Raw genomic sequence first — 16,665 nt, forward strand, 5'->3', positions numbered from 1 at the left:
AGAAAAAGAAAAAGGGTAGCCGAGGCTACCCTTTTTAATCAATCACACAACAAGCGGGAGGCTTATCAGCCGCCGAACTTCTTGCGGATCTGCTGGACGGTGCGCAGCTGAGCTGTCGCCTCGGCCAGACGAGCGGCAGCGGAACCGTAGTCGAACTCGGCGCCTCTTTCATGCAAGGCCTTCTCAGCAGCCTGTACGGCTAGCTGAGCGGAGGCTTCGTCCAGGTCGGCAGCACGTTGCACAGTGTCGGCAAGCACCTTGACCATGTTCGGCTGAACCTCGAGGAAACCACCGGAGATGTAAAACACCTCGGCTTCCCCGCCCTGCTTGATCAAGCGGATCGGACCTGGTTTCAGATTAGTGATCAGCGGAGCGTGACCCAGAGCGATACCAAGATCACCCAGCTCACCGTGCGCAATCACCATCTCGACCAGACCAGAGAAGATTTCCCCTTCCGCACTGACGATGTCGCAATGGACTGTCATAGCCATCTGCTTGCCTCAACCTAAATTAGCGCCCGTCGCCGGGCGCCGGGATTACAGTTTCTTGGCTTTCTCGATCGCTTCTTCGATGCCGCCGACCATGTAGAACGCTTGTTCTGGCAGGTGGTCGTAGTCACCGTTGAGGATGCCTTTGAAGCCAGCAATGGTGTCTTTCAGGGAAACGTATTTACCCGATGCACCAGTGAAGACTTCAGCCACGAAGAACGGCTGCGACAAGAAGCGCTGGATCTTACGAGCGCGGGATACCAACTGCTTGTCGGTTTCCGACAGCTCGTCCATACCCAGGATCGCAATGATGTCCTTCAGTTCTTTGTAACGCTGCAGAACATACTGAACGCCGCGAGCGGTGTCGTAGTGGTCCTGACCGATCACGTTCGGGTCCAGCTGACGCGAAGTCGAATCCAGTGGATCTACCGCTGGGTAGATACCCAGGGAAGCGATGTCACGGGACAGAACGACGGTGGCGTCCAAGTGGGCGAAGGTGGTCGCTGGCGACGGGTCAGTCAAGTCATCCGCAGGTACGTATACCGCTTGGATCGAGGTGATCGAACCGTTTTTGGTGGAAGTGATGCGCTCTTGCAGAGTGCCCATCTCTTCAGCCAGGGTCGGCTGGTAACCTACTGCAGAAGGCATACGGCCCAGCAGTGCGGATACTTCAGTACCGGCCAGGGTGTAACGATAGATGTTGTCGACGAACAGCAGAACGTCGTTACCTTCGTCACGGAACTTCTCGGCCATGGTCAGGCCGGTCAGTGCTACGCGCAGACGGTTTCCCGGCGGCTCGTTCATCTGACCGTAAACCAGTGCCACTTTGTCCAGAACGTTGGAGTCCTTCATCTCGTGGTAGAAGTCGTTACCCTCACGAGTACGCTCACCCACACCGGCGAACACGGAATAACCGCTGTGCTCGATGGCGATGTTACGGATCAGTTCCATCATGTTTACGGTTTTGCCTACACCGGCACCACCAAACAGACCGACTTTACCGCCTTTGGCGAACGGGCAAACCAGGTCGATAACCTTGATGCCGGTTTCCAGCAGGTCGTTGCCGCCAGCTTGTTCAGCGAAGGACGGCGCAGGACGGTGAATGCCCCAGCGTTCTTCGGTGTCAATCGGGCCAGCTTCGTCGATCGGGTTACCCAGTACGTCCATGATCCGGCCCAGGGTCGCTTTACCGACCGGTACGGAGATGGCTGCGCCGGAGTCCTTGACTTCCAGACCACGCTTCAAGCCCTCGGTGGAGCCCATCGCAATGGTACGAACCACGCCGTCGCCCAGCTGCTGCTGAACTTCAAGCGTAGTTCCGGCCGCGCTTTGTACTTCCAGCGCGTTGTAGATGCTCGGTACGCTGTCGCGTGGAAATTCCACGTCGATAACGGCGCCGATGATTTGAACGATACGTCCGCTACTCATAGCTGGATCCTCTGAATATTTGAACCGTTAAACCGCGGCAGCGCCGCCGACGATTTCCGAGATCTCTTGGGTGATCGCAGCCTGACGCGCCTTGTTGTAGATCAGCTGCAAATCGCTGATCAAGTCACCGGCGTTGTCGGTAGCGTTCTTCATTGCGATCATCCGCGCCGCTTGTTCAGCTGCGTTGTTCTCGACCACCGCCTGGTAGACCTGCGACTCCACGTAGCGGACCATCAAGCCGTCAAGCAGCTCCTTGGCATCCGGTTCGTAGAGATAGTCCCAGTGGTGCTTGAGTTCTTGATCCGGGGTCGCCACCAGTGGAATCAACTGCTCCACGGTAGGCTGTTGCGTCATGGTGTTGATGAACTTGTTGGACACCACGCACAGGCGGTCAATACGGCCGTCCAGGTAGGCATCCAGCATCACCTTGACGCTGCCGATCAGATCATTGATCGACGGCTCTTCACCCAGGTGGCTGATAGCTGCAACGACGTTACCGCCGAAGTTGCGGAAGAAAGCCGCACCTTTGCTACCAATCACGCACAGATCGATCTCGACGCCTTGTTCGCGGTTTACCGCCATGTCCTTGACCAAAGCCTTGAACAGGTTGGTGTTCAAGCCACCACACAGACCACGGTCACTGCTCACGACGACATAACCAACGCGCTTGATAGCGCGCTCGATCATGAACGGGTGGCGATATTCCGGGTTAGCGTTGGCCAGATGACCAATAACCTGGCGGATGCGCTCCGCGTAAGGACGGCTAGCCGACATGCGCATTTGTGCCTTGCGCATTTTGCTGACCGCCACTTTTTCCATGGCGCTGGTAATTTTTTGCGTGCTTTTGATGCTCGCAATCTTACTGCGAATCTCTTTTGCGCCTGCCATGTAACACCTATCAGGTTAGCAAGCGGGAGCCTCTCGGCCCCCGCTGCGGCTTACCAGGTTTGGGTGGCCTTGAACTTCTCGATACCGGCTTTCAGGCCAGCGTCGATTTCGTCATTGAAGTCACCCTTCACGTTGATCTTCGCCATCAATTCGGCGTGATCGCGGTTGAAGTAAGCAATCATCGCCTGCTCGAAGCTACCGATTTTTGGAATCTCGATGTCTACCAGGAAGCCACGTTCAGCGGCATACAGGGACAACGACATGTCGGCAATGGACATCGGCGCATATTGCTTCTGCTTCATCAGCTCGGTAACGCGCTGACCGTGCTCAAGCTGCTTGCGAGTGGCTTCGTCCAGGTCAGAAGCGAACTGGGCGAATGCAGCCAGTTCACGGTACTGAGCCAGAGCGGTACGGATACCACCGGAAAGCTTCTTGATGATCTTGGTCTGAGCGGCACCACCCACACGGGATACCGAAACACCGGCGTTCACTGCAGGACGGATCCCGGAGTTGAACATGGCCGATTCCAGGAAGATCTGACCGTCGGTGATCGAAATCACGTTGGTCGGAACGAACGCGGAAACGTCGCCAGCCTGGGTTTCAATGATTGGCAGAGCGGTCAAGGAACCGGTCTTGCCAGTCACGGCACCGTTGGTGAACTTCTCTACGTACTCTTCCGAAACGCGGGATGCGCGCTCCAGCAGACGGGAGTGGAGATAGAACACGTCGCCTGGGTAGGCTTCACGGCCTGGTGGACGGCGCAGCAGCAGGGAAATCTGGCGGTAAGCCACTGCTTGCTTGGACAGATCGTCATAAACGATCAGCGCGTCTTCACCGCGGTCGCGGAAATATTCGCCCATGGTGCAACCGGAGTACGGTGCCAGGAATTGCAGTGCAGCCGATTCCGAAGCACTGGCAGCTACGACGATGGTGTTAGCCAAGGCGCCGTTTTCTTCCAGCTTGCGAACCACGTTGGCGATGGTCGATTGTTTCTGACCGATCGCTACGTAGACGCAGAAGATGCCGCTGTCTTTCTGGTTGATGATCGCGTCGATCGCCAGAGCGGTTTTACCGATCTGACGGTCACCGATGATCAGCTCACGCTGGCCACGGCCGACAGGGATCATGGCGTCAACAGCCTTGTAGCCAGTCTGTACAGGCTGGTCTACCGACTTACGCCAGATCACGCCTGGAGCAACTTTCTCGACCGCATCGGTCTCGGTGTTGTTCAGCGGACCTTTACCGTCAACTGGGTTACCCAGTGCGTCGACTACGCGACCCAGCAGTTCCTTACCAACAGGAACTTCAAGGATGCGGCCAGTGCACTTGGCGCTCATGCCTTCAGCCAGAGTCTGGTAAGAGCCCAATACAACGGCACCTACAGAGTCTTGCTCCAGGTTGAGGGCCATACCGTAGACGCCGCCCGGAAACTCGATCATCTCGCCGTACATTACGTCGGCCAGACCGTGAATCCGCACGATGCCGTCAGATACGCTGACGACAGTGCCTTCGTTACGGGCTTGGGAGGTCACATCGAGCTTTTCGATGCGGCCCTTGATAATTTCACTTATTTCGGAAGGATTGAGTTGCTGCATTGCTCTGCTGCCCCTTCAAACTCAAGATTTCAATGCTTCGGCAAGGTTCGCGAGTTTGCCGCGAACCGAGCCATCGATAACCAGGTCGCCGGCGCGGATGACAATGCCCCCTATCAGGGATTTGTCTTCCTCGACTTGCAGGCGCACTTCCCGGTTGAGTCGTGCACTGAGAACCTTGGCGAGTTTGTCTTGCTGTTCTTGGTTCAACGCGAAAGCACTGGTCACTTCAACGTCTACCGACTTCTCTTGTTCGGCCTTGTACAGGTCGAACAGAGCGGATATCTCCGGCAAAAGCGGGAGACGGTCGTTTTCGGCAACGACGTTGATGAAGTTCTGTGCCTTGGCATCAAACTTGTCGCCGCACACGTCAATAAACGTGGCGGCCTTGTCTGCGCTCGTCAGTCGCGGGGCCTTGAGCACGCGCTGCATGGTGTCGTCTTGCGACACTGCTGCAGCCAGGCCGAGCATGGCTGACCAAGAGGCCAGTTGCTGGTGGGCCTGGGCATGCTCGAAGGCTGCCTTAGCGTAAGGTCGGGCCAACGTGGTCAGTTCTGCCATGATCGCCCTCGCTTAAATTTCAGCAGCCAGTTTGTTTACCAGCTCCGCGTGCGCGTTTTGATCGATTGTGGCACCCAGGATCTTCTCGGCGCCGCCAACGGCCAGTGCACCCAGTTGGGCACGCAGCGCGTCTTTGACACTGTTCAGTTCCTGTTCGATCTCGGCCTGAGCCTGCAATTTCACACGTTCAGCGTCGACACGGGCTTTATCAACAGCCTCTTCGACGATCTGATTACCGCGCTTCTTGGCTTGCTCAATGATTTCGGCTGCCTGAGCTTTAGCTTCGCGCAGTTGTTGACCCGCTTTATCTTGGGCCAATTCCAGGTCGCGAGCTGCTCGGGCGGCAGCGTCCAGTCCATCCGCGATCTTCTTCTGACGTTCGTGCAAAGCCGCGATGACCGGAGGCCACACGAACTTCATGCAAAACAGTACAAAAATGAAGAACGCAACGGACTGGCCAATCAGGGTTGCATTAATGTTCACGCCAACACCTCGCTCGTTCGTTGTCCATCAGACTTGCTCAACTCGAAAATCCGAGTGATTAGTGAGCGAGTTGACCAACGAAAGGGTTCGCGAAGGTGAAGAACAGAGCGATACCAACGCCGATCATGGTTACGGCGTCGAGCAGACCGGCAACGATGAACATTTTAACTTGCAGCATTGGAACCATTTCTGGCTGACGCGCTGCGCCTTCCAGGAACTTGCCACCCAACAGGCCGAAACCAATTGCGGTACCCAGTGCGCCCAGGCCGATCAACAGTGCAACAGCGATAGCGGTTAGACCAACTACAGTTTCCATCTTTCCTCCCGACTTTTACGTCGTATGGTTTAGGTTTTTTAGATTAAAGCGGTAAAACAAATCGTTTCATCGAGCCCGGTACGGGCCCCCTCTCGCCGAGGCGAGAGGGACATCAGACTAGCCGAAGCCGGTCTTAATGGTTCTCTTCGTGCGCCATCGACAGGTAGACGATGGTCAGCATCATGAAGATAAACGCCTGCAGGGTGATGATCAGGATGTGGAACACAGCCCACGCCCACTGCAGCACAATGCCCAGGCCGCTAAGCCAGAGCAGGCCGCTGCCGAACATCACGGCGATCAGGATAAACACCAGCTCGCCAGCGTACATGTTGCCGAACAGACGCAGTGCCAGCGAGATTGGCTTGGCAATCAGCGTCACGAATTCCAGCAGGAAGTTCACCGGAATCAGCAGCGCCTGAACAAAAATGTTCTTGCTGCCGAACGGGTGCAGGGTCAGTTCGCCGATAAAGCCGCCGATGCCCTTGATTTTGATGCTGTAGAAAATGATCAGCGCGAACACCGAGAAGGCCATGGCCAGCGTAGCGTTCGGGTCGGTGGTCGATACGGCGCGGAACGGAATCTCGTGGTTGCCGGAAATGGCCGCAGCCAGTTGCGGGATCCAGTCGACCGGTACCAGGTCGATGGCGTTCATCATGAACACCCAGACGAAGATGGTCAGTGCCAAAGGTGCAACCACCGGGCTACGGCCATGGAAGCTGTCTTTCACGCTGCTGTCGACGAATTCGACCAATACTTCAACGAAGTTCTGCAAGGCACCTGGTACGCCGGAAGTCGCCTTCTTCGCCGCCATGCGGAAAAGAAGAACGAAGATCAGCCCCAACGCGACCGACCAGCCGAGGGTATCGACGTGGAAAGCCCAAAAGCCCATTGCCTTGGCTTCTGCTGCGGTGTGGGCAAAACCCCAGCCGCCGGTAGGTAGCTGACCGAAGGTCAGGTTTTGCAAGTGGTGCTGGATATAGCCCGAAGCGGATTCTGCTGCCATGGTTGCCTCAAACGCCCTAAGGTCTCGAAAGTCTTGTTCTCATCAGCAGGGGAGCGAACCAGCTGACCAGTTGGGTCAGCACGAAGACGCCGAATACAGCTAGCGGCGCCAGTGGCTTCACACCTGCGAACGTCAATGCAAAGAGCACTGCCGTCAAAATCAGTTTGCCTGCCTCGCCGGCATAAAAAGACCGGACAATGGCTTGAGCTGCTCGGGCGCCGGAAAACCGAAATGCCCTGTGAGCGAAATAAACATTGGGAAGCAAGGCTATCAGACCTCCGCAGAGTCCTGAGTATCCGGCTACGACTCCATGCCATCGCCAGAGCGCCGTCGCTGCAAGCAGCAAAACGACAAATTGCGCCAATAACACGGGAAAAACCGCCAAGCGATGGAACGGCAAGCGGTTTGGCGTGCGGGTTTCCATCACTTTTGCTCCTCAAAGGCCGGCTGCCAGAATTCAATAACTTGGCATAATTTGTGCCGACAAAATGCGCGCAGAGTATAGGGGCGGTTCAGCCCCTATTCAACTGTCAGGTAGTGATTTCGAACGTCGCGCTACATGAGGAAATGTTTCAGCGGATATGTGCGAGGACGCCTTGAAGCTCATCAAGGGAGTTGTAGCCAATCACCAACTGCCCTTTGCCCTTCTTCCCGTGGCGGATCTGCACCGCAGAGCCTAGGCGCTCTGCCAGGCGTTGTTCGAGACGAGCGATATCCGGGTCCGGTTTCGAGGGTTCGGCGAGCGCCGGTTTACCACTCAACCACTGGCGAACCAGGGCCTCGGTCTGACGCACGGTGAGGCCACGTGCGACAACATGTCGCGCCCCCTCGACCTGTTGATTTTCCGGCAACCCGAGCAAAGCCCGGGCATGACCCATTTCCAGGTCGCCGTGGGACAGCATGGTCTTGATGACTTCCGGCAATGCAATCAGGCGCAACAAGTTGGCCACGGTCACGCGGGATTTGCCCACAGCTTCGGCGACTTGCTGCTGAGTCAGCTGGAATTCCTGCTGCAGACGCTGCAGGGCGACCGCTTCCTCGATCGGATTGAGGTCTTCGCGCTGGATGTTCTCGATCAACGCCATGGCGATTGCGGTTTCATCCGGCACATCGCGCACCATCGCCGGGATGGTTTCCTGGCCAGCCTGCTGGCTGGCGCGCCAGCGGCGTTCGCCGGCGATGATTTCAAAGCGGCCGGCACCGATCGGGCGAACCACGATCGGCTGCATCACGCCTTGAGCCTTGATCGACTGCGCCAGTTCTTCCAGCGCCTGAGGGTCCATGTCGCGACGCGGCTGGTACTTGCCGCGCTGGATCAGGTCCAGCGGCAGGTGCTGCAGCTCACGCTGATCGGCCTGCACCGCTTGCTCTTCAAGCGAACTGACAGTCGGACCACTCAGCAGTGCATCCAGTCCACGTCCGAGACCTCGTTTCTTGACGGCCATGGGGATTCCTTAAGTTGCCTGAGCAGCGGCAATGCGTGAATTTTTGCGTTGACGACGAACCATCTCGCCCGCCAGGGCCAGATAGGCCAGTGCGCCACGGGATTGTTTGTCATAGGCCAACGCCGGCATGCCATAACTTGGCGCTTCGGCCAGACGGATGTTGCGCGGTATCACGGTGTCGTACAGTTGCTCGCCGAAGTGTTCCTTGAGCTGCGCCGACACATCGTTCATCAGGCTCAGGCGCGGGTCGTACATAGTCCGCAGCAGGCCTTCGATTTTCAGGTTCGGGTTCAGCAGCTCAGCGATGCGCTTGATGTTATCCACAAGGTCGCTCAACCCTTCGAGCGCGAAATACTCGCACTGCATGGGGATAATTACCCCGTCGGAGGCAACCAGAGCATTGAGCGTGAGCATCGACAGCGACGGTGGGCAGTCGATCAAAATGTAATCGTAGTTCTCACGGATCGGCGCCAAAGCGCTGCGCAGACGGCTTTCCTTCATCTGCATTTCCAGCAGAACGACTTCAGCCGCGGTTAAATCGCGGTTGGCCGGCAACAACTGGTAACCACCGTGTTCGGAAAAGTGCATGGCCTGGGCCAGATCGCATTCGCCGATCAACAGGTCGTAGACCGAGTTTTCCAGGCCGTGTTTATCCACACCGCTACCCATGGTGGCGTTGCCCTGTGGATCAAGATCGATCAACAACACCCGGCGCTTGGTCGCGACCAGGGATGCTGCGAGGTTGATGCAGGTGGTGGTCTTGCCCACACCACCCTTTTGGTTCGCTATCGCGAATACCTTAGCCATTCTTGCTTGTGTTCCCAATCATGCCCTGCGGCGCAGTATCAGCAGATGGCGTTGGCCTTGGCAACCGGGTACGGCCAGGGCGTGTTCGCTATCGAGGTGGAAGTCTGCCGGCAATGCTACCAGCTCATCGGCGGGATGAACGCCCTTCATTGCCAGCCAACGCGTGTCGCTATCGCCCAAGTGGCGAGTCCAGTTGCTGAAGTTCTCCATGCTGCTGAATGCCCGGGAAATAATCCCGTTGAACGGCAGTTCAGGCGTGAAGGCTTCGACGCGACTGTGGATAACTTGCAGGTTATCCAGTTTGAGTTCGAGTTTGACCTGAGTCAGGAAGCGGGTTTTCTTGCCGTTGCTGTCCAGGCACGTCACTTGCGACTCGGGAAACAGGATCGCCAGTGGAATACCCGGCATGCCGCCGCCACTGCCAACATCCAGCCAGCGACCGTTTTCGATGAAGGACATCACGCTCAGGCTGTCGAGCAGGTGCCGCGAAACCATTTCGTCCGGATCACGCACGGCGGTCAGGTTGTAAGCCTTGTTCCATTTGATCAACAGGGCCAGATAACCCAGCAGCTGCGCGTGCTGGGTTTCTGTCAGGTTCACACCGAGCTGGCGAGCACCTGTGGATAACTCTTCGGCATGTTGCGAGGTGACCAACGAACTCAAGCGCTTTGCTCCAACTGACGGCCCGCGCCGCGTTTTTTCAAATGAATCATCAACAGCGAAATCGCTGCCGGGGTCACGCCCGGTATCCGCGAAGCCTGGCCCAGGGTCTCTGGACGGGTCGCGCCGAGCTTGCTCTGGATCTCTTTGGAGAGACCGGAGATGTTCGTGTAATCGATATCCACAGGCAATTTGGTGTCTTCACTGGCCCGCAGGCGAGCAATTTCATCCTGCTGACGGTCGATGTAACCGGCGTATTTGGTCTTGATTTCGACCTGCTCGGCGACCTGTGGATCTTCTGCACCGGCACCTGTCACCGAGATCAGACCAGCGTAGTCGATTTCCGGACGGGTCAGCAGGTTCAGCAAGTTGTATTCGTGGGTCAGCGGCGTGCCGAACTTTTCGGCAATCGCATCGCCCTGCTCCGTACCGGGGCGAACCCAGGTGCTTTTCAGGCGTTGCTCTTCCACTTCGATGCTTTCGCGTTTTTTGCAGAAAGCCGCCCAGCGCACGTCGTCCACCAGACCCAGCTCGCGACCTTTTTCGGTCAAGCGCAGGTCGGCGTTGTCTTCGCGCAGGATCAAACGGTATTCGGCGCGGGACGTGAACATCCGATACGGTTCTTGGGTCCCCAGGGTAATCAGGTCGTCGACCAATACGCCGATGTACGCTTCGTCGCGACGCGGGCACCAGCTGTCTTTGCCCTGGGCACGCAATGCTGCGTTGGCCCCGGCCAGCAAACCTTGGGCGCCGGCTTCTTCGTAACCGGTGGTGCCGTTGATTTGTCCGGCGAAGAACAGACCACCAATAACTTTGGTTTCGAGGCTGTACTTCAGGTCGCGCGGATCGAAGTAGTCGTACTCGATGGCGTAGCCCGGGCGAACGATATGGGCGTTTTCCATGCCGCGAATCGATTGCACGATCTGCAATTGCACGTCGAACGGCAAGGATGTGGATATCCCGTTCGGGTACAGCTCGTGGGTGGTCAAACCTTCCGGCTCGATGAAGACCTGATGGCTTTCCTTGTCGGCAAAGCGGTGAATCTTGTCTTCGATCGACGGGCAGTAACGCGGGCCGATGCCTTCGATCTCACCGGCAGCAGAATACATAGGCGAACGGTCGAGGTTTGCGGCAATGATTTCGTGGGTACGCGCATTCGTATGGGTAATCCAGCAACTGACCTGCTGTGGATGCTGTTCCTTGTTGCCCATGAACGACATCACCGGGATTGGCGTATCGCCCGGTTGCTCGGTCATCACCGAGAAATCCACAGAGCGGCCGTCGATACGCGGCGGAGTACCGGTTTTCAAACGACCCACACGCAATGGCAGTTCACGCAGACGGTGAGCCAGTGCGATCGATGGTGGATCACCGGCGCGACCGCCGGAAAAATTCTGCAAACCGATGTGGATAAGTCCACCGAGGAACGTGCCAGTGGTCAACACCACGGAGTCTGCGAAGAACCGCAGGCCCATTTGGGTGACAACACCACGCACTTGTTCCTGTTCGACGATCAGGTCGTCGGCGGCCTGTTGAAATATCCACAGGTTCGGCTGGTTCTCGAGAATCTCGCGTACAGCGGCCTTGTACAGAACGCGATCGGCCTGGGCGCGAGTAGCGCGCACGGCTGGGCCTTTGCGGCTGTTCAAGACGCGAAATTGAATACCACCTTTATCGGTAGCCATGGCCATCGCACCGCCAAGGGCATCGATTTCCTTGACCAGATGGCTTTTGCCGATCCCGCCAATCGCGGGGTTGCAGCTCATTGCTCCGAGGGTTTCCACGTTATGCGTCAGCAACAGGGTTTTTGCCCCCATACGTGCTGATGCAAGTGCTGCCTCGGTACCGGCATGACCGCCGCCGATGACGATCACTTCAAAACGGGAAGGGAAATCCACCACGCACCTCGTGCCTGCTTCAGTTGGGTAATCAGGAATAGTTTGAGCTCAGGTTTTCGGACCTGGTCGACAAGTATAGGGACTTCGCCCTTCCTAAAGAACCCTTTGCACAAAATTTAACCAGCTGTGGGTAAGTCACGGACAATAGAAATTAAAAAGAAAGAAATTTATTAAATCTTTGTTTTTATGTTTATTTCTATAGAGCACCTTTTCTGTGGATAGATCTATGTAGCCCTTTATTTTCAATGTGTACAGAGGAATGAAAGCCTGTGGTCATGTGCCAAGGAGGCCCTTGGATAACCGGTGTAAGCCTGTGGATGAATGGGGTGGTTATCCACAGAGGAGGTTTTCCTCAGTTTTGAAGCCCTGTTATCAACCGTGCTCAGTGGCAGTTATTCACAGGGCTTAATCCACAGAAAAGCGCTGAATGGAGTAAATTCCGCCCATGGAAAAACCACCGAAGCGATCGATACCGCTCGGCAATGCGAAAAATCTGGGGGATACACGGATTCGTGGGAGCTGGCTTGCCTGCGATTTAAGCAACACGGTGTGTCAGACACGCCGCCTCGCGAGCAAGCTCGGCTCCCACGGAGGGAGAGGTGAGGTTATTTACCGATACAAAAGCTGGAAAAGATCCTGCCCAACAGGTCGTCGGAGCTGAATTCGCCGGTAATTTCACCCAACGACTGCTGTGCCTGACGCAAATCTTCAGCCAGCAACTCTCCGGCACCGGCCAAAGTCAGCTGTGCGCGACCATGTTCGAGTGAAGCACTGGCATGGCGCAGGGCTTCCAGGTGACGCCGGCGGGCGCTGAAGCTGCTTTCCGAGGTTTGCTCATAGCCCATGCAGGCCTTGAGATGGTCACGCAGCAGTTCCAGGCCTTCGCCAGCAGACCTGGCGCTCAAGCTGATGGTCACGTGGCCATCTTCACTGACTTCCAGCGCTATCGCTTCTCCGGTCAGGTCTGCCTTGTTGCGGATCAAGGTCACTTTGGCCGGATCCGGGCGTTGCTCGAGGAATTCAGGCCACAAGGCAAAAGGATCGAGCGCTTCAGGCGCAGTGGCATCAACCACCAGCAACACCCGATCTGCCTCGCTGATGGCTTTCAATGCCCGTTCCACACCGATTTTCTCGACCTGGTCTTCGGTGTCGCGCAAACCAGCGGTGTCGACCACATGCAGAGGCATACCATCGATGTGGATATGTTCGCGCAGGATGTCCCGGGTCGTGCCGGCAATCTCGGTAACAATCGCGGCTTCACGGCCGGCCAATGCATTGAGCAGGCTGGATTTTCCGGCGTTAGGGCGACCGGCAATCACCACGGTCATGCCATCACGCAGCAATGCGCCCTGCCCGGCTTCACGCAATACGGTGGATAACTCGTCGCGCACCGCATCGAGCATCTTCAGCACGTGGCCATCGGCAAGGAAGTCGATTTCTTCTTCAGGGAAGTCGATTGCCGCCTCAACGTAGATCCGCAGTGCAATCAATTGCTCGGTGAGGTTATGCACACGCTGCGAAAATGCGCCTTGCAACGAACGCAGTGCATTTCGGGCTGCCTGTGCAGAACTCGCTTCGATCAAATCGGCGATGGCTTCGGCCTGGGCCAGGTCGAGTTTGTCGTTGAGGAACGCGCGTTCGCTAAATTCACCCGGCCGAGCCAGACGGCAACCCAATTGCAGGCAGCGCTGCAGCAACATATCCAGAACGATCGGGCCGCCATGGCCCTGGAGTTCCAGCACATCTTCGCCGGTGAATGAATTCGGTCCAGGGAAATACAAGGCGATGCCTTCGTCCAGCACGTCCTCGTTTTCACTGAGAAACGGGCCGTAATGGGCGAACCGTGGTTTCAGTTCGCGACCGCTGATGGCTTTCGCCGCAACACTCGCCAGCGGACCGGAAATACGGACGATACCGACACCGCCACGGCCTTGAGCAGTGGCGACGGCGGCAATGGTTTCACGAGGAGTGCTCATGATTCGATATCCAGATAAAAATGACGGATAGCAAAACGCCCCACTAGGGGGCGTTTTGAGTGGTTATCCACAGAGTAAGTTATGCAGCCGCTTTTTTGGTAGCCGCTTCAATCTTACGTGTGATGTACCACTGTTGGGTGATGGACAGGCAGTTGTTCACAACCCAGTACAGCACCAGACCCGCAGGGAACCACAGGAAGAAGAAGGTGAAGATGATTGGCATCAGCTTCATAACCTTGGCCTGCATCGGATCCGGAGGAGTCGGGTTCAGCTGCTGCTGGATGAACATGGTTGCGCCCATGATGATCGGCAGAATGAAGAACGGATCCTTGATCGACAGGTCAGTAATCCACAGCATGAACGGTGCCTGGCGCATTTCCACGCTTTCCAGGAGTACCCAGTACAGCGAAAGGAAAACCGGCATCTGCACGAGGATTGGCAAGCAACCACCCAGTGGATTGATCTTCTCTTTCTTGTACAGCTCCATCATGGCTTGCGACATTTTCTGCCGGTCGTCGCCATGTTGCTCTTTCAGCGCAGCCAGTTTCGGTGCCACTGCACGCATGCGCGCCATGGATTTGTAGCTGGCAGCCGACAGCGGGAAGAAGATCCCCTTGATCAGCATGGTCAGGAAGATGATCGACCAGCCCCAGTTACCAACGATCGCGTGGATATGTTGCAACAGCCAGAAGATCGGCTGGGCGATGAACCACAGAATGCCGTAGTCGACCGTCAGTTCCAGACCTGGGGATAACTCTTTCAGTATCGCCTGGCTTTTCGGACCTGCGTACAACGTAGCGCTGGTTTCAGCCTTGGCACCTGGCGCAACGGACAATACCGGGCCAGTGAAACCGATGATGTAGTTGCCTTGGCTGTCTTTGCGAGTCTGCACCACGTTGCTGTCGTTCTTGGCTGGAATCCAGGCAGTCACGAAGTAGTGTTGCAGCCAGGCGACCCAGCCACCGTTAACGGTTTCTTTCAACGACGCCTTGTCGATATCTTTCATCGACACTTTTTTGTACGGCTCTGCACTTGTCCACAGGGCAGCGCCCAGGTAAGTCGCAGTACCGGTAGCGGTAGTCGAAGAAGGATCGGCACTTGCATCGCGCTTGAGCTGGGCAAACAGGTTGCCCGTCCAGGCTTTATCGCTGGTGTTGTCGATCAGATAAGTGACTTTCAGATCGTACAGACCGCGAGTAAAGCTGAAGCGCTTGATGTAATTGACGCCAGCGTCGCTGAATTTCAGGTCAACGTTGAGCTGGTTCTGGCCATCAGCCAGTTGATAAGTCTTCTGTTCGGTCGAGTAAACCGGACGACCGGTAGCACGAGCATCCGGACCGTTGGTACCGGTCAGGCCGCTTTGAGCCAGGTAAGTACGTTCGCCACCGTTATCAAACAGCTGGAACGGAATTTCCGGATGGTCCTGACGACGTGGATACAGCGGCAGCATCAGCTGGGCGATATCACCACCTTGAGGATCGATAGCCAGTTCGAGCACATCCGTTTTGACATGGATGAGATCTTTATTGGTGACTACCGGCGTTGCGGCAGGGGCACTGATATCGGTATTCGCGCTGGGTACATCGGCACTGGCGGCAGCATTGTTACCAAGTGGCGTATCCGGAATAGCCGGGGCAGCCTGATTGGAAGCAACATTCTGAGTCGGCAAGGCAGCCTGACCATAGTCCTGGTTCCATTTCAGAACCATAACGTAGGACACGATTGCCAGGGCGACGATCAGGATCGTGCGTTTAATATCCATGATTACTCGGCCATCGAAGAAGAACGGGAGGTAGGGATAGATGGAACCGGGTCATAACCACCGGGATTCCACGGATGACAGCGACCTAAACGACGAAAGGTCAGCCAGCCACCGCGCAGAAGGCCATGATTTTCTATGGCTTCATACGCGTAGCAGGAACAACTGGGGTAGAAACGACAGTGGCTGGCCATCAAAGGACTAATGGCATAGCGATAAAACTGGATCGGAACGAGCGCCAGTTTACGCATCAGTGCTGTCTACCCCTACAGTTTCGGTTTTGACTGCTGGTACCGGCGTGCTGCGTGCCAGACGTTTCCAGAGTTTGCCGAAATGCTGAATCAATTCGGGGTTTTCTACATCACCCAAACCTTTGCGCGCGACGATAACGATATCCCAACCAACCAGAGAATCCTGGTGGAGGCGAAATGATTCGCGCATCAAACGCTTGAGGCGATTGCGCTCAACGGAGAGCTTCACACTCTTTTTCCCGATAACCAGCCCTAGGCGGGGGTGATCGAGATCGTTGGTGCGTGCAAGGAGCAGGAGATTTTTCCCCGGAACCTTGCCGGTAGGGGAGTCAAAGACTGCCTTGAAATGCCGGGGGGTAAGCAAACGCTTTTCCCGACTGAAGTCCTGACTCACCTCCAGTACCGGATTATCAAACTGCCAGACGCGCACGACCTTTGGCGCGACGACGCGACAGGACGGCACGGCCGTTCTTGGTAGCCATGCGAGCACGGAAACCGTGGGTACGAGCGCGTTTGATAGTGCTTGGTTGGAAAGTACGTTTCATGTCGTGTTACCTGGTTCGTCCACAACGGGCCGGAATGGCCCCCGTTTTAAGAGACCGGGGATTCTAGAGAAAGCAAGCCTCTAGGTCAATTTCCAACCAACGTTTCCTTTAAATGGATATCCGAAGGGTTCGTCCTTGAAAGGTGGACAGCTAGATATAAAAATAAAGAAGGGAATTATTTAAAGCTTTTCTGTAAAGCTTATAAAAGCTAGGCCTGCCATCATCTGTGGATAACTACCTTTAGCCCTTCTATTCCGTGCTGTACAGAGAATGACAACTACAGTGGAAAACGGTGGTCAGCCTGTGCTGCGCTGTCGGATAAGCTGTGTGTGGAATGGGTGGTTATCCACAGGCAGGTTATCCACCGGGTTTGCCCCCCACTTGTACAATGAGCTTAGGTAGGTTTATCCACAGGGCTTATGCACAGACCATTGGTCGTCTTTTTTACGTATAAAGCGTTGATTCTTCGACACCCGTGAGCAACCTACGTGTGGATAAGTCGGCGTCTGGTCGCTACAATGGCCGCTTGTTTTTGCCTCACCGGCTTTCAACTTAGGGGATATCC

At 56.1% G+C, this 16,665-nt stretch carries 18 protein-coding genes; all 18 read right to left on the bottom strand.

Annotation, left to right across the window (positions count from 1 at the left end; all coding sequences use genetic code 11):
* Nucleotides 1-65: 65 nt before the first annotated feature.
* The 18 genes from AABM55_RS29740 to rpmH all read right to left on the bottom strand — a co-directional run bounded on the left by AABM55_RS29740 (nt 66) and on the right by rpmH (nt 16,100).
* Entirely contained in the window at nt 66-491 is a 426-nt protein-coding gene (locus AABM55_RS29740; protein ID WP_054594851.1) for a F0F1 ATP synthase subunit epsilon, read from the bottom strand.
* A gap of 45 nt (nt 492-536) precedes the next feature.
* Nucleotides 537-1,916: a F0F1 ATP synthase subunit beta gene (atpD, locus tag AABM55_RS29745; protein ID WP_019694391.1), complete on the bottom strand. Its 1,380-nt coding sequence runs from the start codon at nt 1,914-1,916 to the stop codon at nt 537-539.
* 27 nt (nt 1,917-1,943) lie between these two features.
* Nucleotides 1,944-2,804: a F0F1 ATP synthase subunit gamma gene (gene atpG / locus AABM55_RS29750; RefSeq protein WP_054594852.1), complete on the bottom strand. Its 861-nt coding sequence runs from the start codon at nt 2,802-2,804 to the stop codon at nt 1,944-1,946.
* A 50-nt stretch (nt 2,805-2,854) separates the two neighbouring features.
* The gene (gene atpA, locus AABM55_RS29755) at nt 2,855-4,399 is read right to left on the bottom strand and encodes a F0F1 ATP synthase subunit alpha (protein ID WP_054594853.1); all 1,545 of its coding nucleotides are present in this window, start codon (nt 4,397-4,399) and stop codon (nt 2,855-2,857) included.
* A 21-nt stretch (nt 4,400-4,420) separates the two neighbouring features.
* Nucleotides 4,421-4,957, bottom strand: a complete 537-nt coding sequence (locus tag AABM55_RS29760; RefSeq protein WP_054594854.1) for a F0F1 ATP synthase subunit delta — start codon at nt 4,955-4,957, stop codon at nt 4,421-4,423.
* Between the two features lie 12 nt (nt 4,958-4,969).
* Nucleotides 4,970-5,440 carry a F0F1 ATP synthase subunit B gene (locus tag AABM55_RS29765; RefSeq protein ID WP_054594855.1) on the bottom strand — a complete coding sequence of 157 codons (471 nt, stop codon included), beginning with the start codon at nt 5,438-5,440 and terminating at the stop codon, nt 4,970-4,972.
* A gap of 58 nt (nt 5,441-5,498) precedes the next feature.
* Nucleotides 5,499-5,756 (bottom strand): F0F1 ATP synthase subunit C, encoded by a 258-nt coding sequence (atpE, locus tag AABM55_RS29770; protein WP_019694395.1) that lies wholly within the window; start codon nt 5,754-5,756, stop codon nt 5,499-5,501.
* Nucleotides 5,757-5,889: 133 nt separating this feature from the next.
* A complete protein-coding gene (atpB, locus tag AABM55_RS29775; protein WP_054594856.1) occupies nt 5,890-6,759 on the bottom strand; it encodes a F0F1 ATP synthase subunit A in 870 nt (289 codons plus the stop codon).
* A 16-nt stretch (nt 6,760-6,775) separates the two neighbouring features.
* Entirely contained in the window at nt 6,776-7,183 is a 408-nt protein-coding gene (locus tag AABM55_RS29780) for a F0F1 ATP synthase subunit I (protein ID WP_054594857.1), read from the bottom strand.
* 148 nt (nt 7,184-7,331) lie between these two features.
* On the bottom strand, nt 7,332-8,204 hold the full coding sequence (locus tag AABM55_RS29785) for a ParB/RepB/Spo0J family partition protein (protein ID WP_347928498.1): 873 nt from the start codon (nt 8,202-8,204) through the stop codon (nt 7,332-7,334).
* Between the two features lie 9 nt (nt 8,205-8,213).
* Nucleotides 8,214-9,011, bottom strand: a complete 798-nt coding sequence (locus AABM55_RS29790) for a ParA family protein (RefSeq protein ID WP_019694399.1) — start codon at nt 9,009-9,011, stop codon at nt 8,214-8,216.
* 18 nt (nt 9,012-9,029) lie between these two features.
* The gene (gene rsmG / locus AABM55_RS29795) at nt 9,030-9,674 is read right to left on the bottom strand and encodes a 16S rRNA (guanine(527)-N(7))-methyltransferase RsmG (protein WP_347928499.1); all 645 of its coding nucleotides are present in this window, start codon (nt 9,672-9,674) and stop codon (nt 9,030-9,032) included.
* Nucleotides 9,671-11,569 carry a tRNA uridine-5-carboxymethylaminomethyl(34) synthesis enzyme MnmG gene (mnmG, locus tag AABM55_RS29800; RefSeq protein ID WP_103314863.1) on the bottom strand — a complete coding sequence of 633 codons (1,899 nt, stop codon included), beginning with the start codon at nt 11,567-11,569 and terminating at the stop codon, nt 9,671-9,673. Before mnmG ends, rsmG begins: the two co-directional genes overlap by 4 nt.
* A 605-nt stretch (nt 11,570-12,174) precedes the next feature.
* The gene (mnmE, locus tag AABM55_RS29805; protein ID WP_054594862.1) at nt 12,175-13,545 is read right to left on the bottom strand and encodes a tRNA uridine-5-carboxymethylaminomethyl(34) synthesis GTPase MnmE; all 1,371 of its coding nucleotides are present in this window, start codon (nt 13,543-13,545) and stop codon (nt 12,175-12,177) included.
* 79 nt (nt 13,546-13,624) lie between these two features.
* Complete coding sequence (gene yidC, locus AABM55_RS29810; protein ID WP_054594863.1) at nt 13,625-15,307, bottom strand: membrane protein insertase YidC; 1,683 nt, start codon at nt 15,305-15,307, stop codon at nt 13,625-13,627.
* A 2-nt stretch (nt 15,308-15,309) separates the two neighbouring features.
* Nucleotides 15,310-15,555, bottom strand: a complete 246-nt coding sequence (gene yidD, locus AABM55_RS29815) for a membrane protein insertion efficiency factor YidD (RefSeq protein ID WP_052966011.1) — start codon at nt 15,553-15,555, stop codon at nt 15,310-15,312.
* Nucleotides 15,548-15,949, bottom strand: coding sequence for a ribonuclease P protein component (gene rnpA, locus AABM55_RS29820; RefSeq protein WP_031319651.1), 402 nt, complete (start codon nt 15,947-15,949; stop codon nt 15,548-15,550). The genes yidD and rnpA overlap by 8 nt, the downstream gene beginning before the upstream one ends.
* A gap of 16 nt (nt 15,950-15,965) precedes the next feature.
* A complete protein-coding gene (gene rpmH, locus AABM55_RS29825; RefSeq protein ID WP_003213577.1) occupies nt 15,966-16,100 on the bottom strand; it encodes a 50S ribosomal protein L34 in 135 nt (44 codons plus the stop codon).
* Between the last annotated feature and the right edge of the window lie 565 nt (nt 16,101-16,665).

Source organism: Pseudomonas helvetica, from assembly GCF_039908645.1.
GTDB classification, from domain to species: domain Bacteria; phylum Pseudomonadota; class Gammaproteobacteria; order Pseudomonadales; family Pseudomonadaceae; genus Aquipseudomonas; species Aquipseudomonas helvetica.